2 protein-coding genes are annotated in these 2,259 nt (G+C 63.0%); both read right to left on the reverse strand.

The window, feature by feature from the left end; genetic code table 11:
- Positions 1 to 62: 62 nt before the first annotated feature.
- A complete protein-coding gene (gene istB / locus CH256_RS16420; protein WP_032385531.1) occupies positions 63 to 836 on the reverse strand; it encodes an IS21-like element helper ATPase IstB in 774 nt (257 codons plus the stop codon).
- A gap of 46 nt (positions 837 to 882) precedes the next feature.
- Positions 883 to 2,217: an IS21 family transposase gene (istA, locus tag CH256_RS16425; RefSeq protein ID WP_008720775.1), complete on the reverse strand. Its 1,335-nt coding sequence runs from the start codon at positions 2,215 to 2,217 to the stop codon at positions 883 to 885.
- Positions 2,218 to 2,259: the final 42 nt, after the last annotated feature.

Below are 2,259 nucleotides of genomic sequence, written 5' to 3' on the forward strand. Positions count from 1 at the left end.
TATCGGTGGACGACCTCACGTGTCGGTCTGTGTACGACCTGACGTGTCGGTGTCCGGCAGGTTCATGATGCCGGTGCCTCCACTGGTGTGACAAGCCCTTGCCGGTCTTTGAGCCGGTAGCTGGGGCCGTTGATGGCCAGGACGTCGCAGTGATGAAGGAGTCGGTCGAGGATCGCGGTGGCGAGGACGTCGTCGCCGAGGACGGTTCCCCATTCGGTGAAATGCTTGTTGCTTGTGATGATCGTGGAGCCCTTCTCGTATCTGCGGCTGATCAGCTGGAAGAACATGTTGGCTTCGTCGCGGTCGAGGGCGAGGTATCCGACCTCGTCTATGACCAGCAGAGATGGGCGCATGAGGTTCGCGAGTTGCCGGGGGAGCCGGTTTGCTGCGTCGGCGGCTTTGAGCTTTCGAACGAGGTCGTCGAGGGTGGTGAAGTAGATCGACTTTCCGGCTTGGCAGGCAGCGACCGCCAGCCCGATCGCGATATGCGTTTTCCCTACTCCCGGTGGTCCAAGTATCGCGATGTTCCCTGCGCCGGTGAGGAATTCGAGGGTGGCAAGGTCTCGGATGCGGCGCGGTTCGAGTCCGGGTTGGAAGGTGTAGTCGAAGTCGTCGAGGGTTTTGTGATGGGGAAGCCCGGAGAGTTTGAGGGCGTTGCGGAACCGCCGGGATTCTCGGACTGCGACTTCTTCGGCGAGGAGGTGGTCGACGAAGTCGAGGTATCCCATCTGCGCGGAATCTGCGCGGGCGGCGGATTCGGTGACCGATTCGGCGGTGTGACCGAGGCCGAGCCGGAGGGCGTTGTCGATGATCCGTTGGGTGGTCAGTGAACTCATGAACGGTGTCCTGTCGTGGAAGATGCTGTGGGATAGTGGTTCACGGTCAGACGGCGTAGGCGGACAGTGGTCGATGTTCGACGTGGACGTGTCCGACGAGTGAGATGACTTTGGCGGTCAACGGGTCGCCTGCGTCGACCGAAGGTGACGGTGTGCCCTCCGCGGGGTTTGTATCGACGCGTCCGTCGGTGGTGGCACGGGTGTGACCGTCGGGCAGTGACGCCCAGTGCGCCTGGTCGACGACCCAGGCGCCGCGGACCTGCGAGCGAGCGTGGACGGCCAGGACGGTACCGCCGGCACTGTCGAGGGTGGCGATGGCGATGTTGTCGGCACCGGCGCGTACCTGTACTCGTTGACCTGCCCGGACGCGGTCGGCGGGTACGGAGTAGAGCGATGCCTCGAACGAGATCAGCGCGTCGTTTCCGATGCGCCGTAGGTGGGCTTCGGCGACAAGATACGGCTCGGCCGGGGCAGGACGTAGCGCCGCGTGATCGACGACGGCGCGGGTCCCGATGACCTCACGGTGAGTACGGTGCACCTGAGTCCGGCGGATCGGAACCCAGTCCATGAAGGTGCGGTCGGTGCTAGCGAGATCGGTGAACGTGCGACCGGCCAGGACGTGATCCCGAACGATCTTCACTTGCCGTTCTACACGGCCTTTGCCGGTGGGCCGGTACGCGGCGAGGACGTCGATGTCGAAGCCGTAGTGCCCGGAGAATGCGACGGCTGCTGGATGCAACGGGACAGCATGTCCGGGACGGACATGTTTGCGGACAATGGTTTTGGTGCGGTCGTAGACGATCGAACCCGGGACGCCACCGAAGTGCGCGAAGGCTCGGATGTGGCTGCCCCAGAACGCGGCGGCGTCCATCGAGTGGGTGTAGCAGCAGAATGGGTCACGGGAGAACGAGAGGACCATGTGGAAGGAGTAGACCTTGCGTCCGGTGCCGAAGAGATCGCCTTCATCGCCCCAGTCGACTTGTGCTTGGGCGCCGGGGATGGTTTCGAATCGGCGGTGTAGATTGCCGAGCCCGGATTCTTCTGCGCCGAGTTCGTCTCGGATGATGGGTCTGGCTGTGCTGCAATAGATTTTGACTCGTTGGTAGTTCACGGTCACGGACTTTTCGTTGGTGAGGCGTTCGTGGATGACCGAGGCTGCGATGGTGATGTCGGCGCGGAGCATCTCTTCGATCAGTGCGGCGATGTCGTCGGTGATCGCTCGGGGTTGTGTTCCTGCTCTCGAGGTTCCCTGCGGTGGATGCGTGGGTGCATCGTCGGCGAGGTATCGGCGGACAGTGCGCCAATCGCAGCCGCATTCGCGGGCGATGTCGGCATAGGTCGCGCCGGCCTCGTGCAGGGCTTTGAAACGTCGGATGTTCATCCAAGACTCTCCATCTAGGATCATGGCAAGGGCCACCCTTCG

Source organism: Rhodococcus sp. 05-2254-6, assembly GCF_002258565.1.
In the GTDB taxonomy this organism is placed as follows: Bacteria; Actinomycetota; Actinomycetes; order Mycobacteriales; family Mycobacteriaceae; genus Rhodococcoides.

What these genes read in the sequence shown, in the direction of transcription:
- istA (WP_008720775.1), bottom strand. Translation starts at nt 2,217, where the DNA reads ATGAACATCCGACGTTTCAAAGCCCTGCACGAGGCCGGCGCGACCTAT.
- istB (WP_032385531.1), bottom strand. Translation starts at nt 836, where the DNA reads ATGAGTTCACTGACCACCCAACGGATCATCGACAACGCCCTCCGGCTC.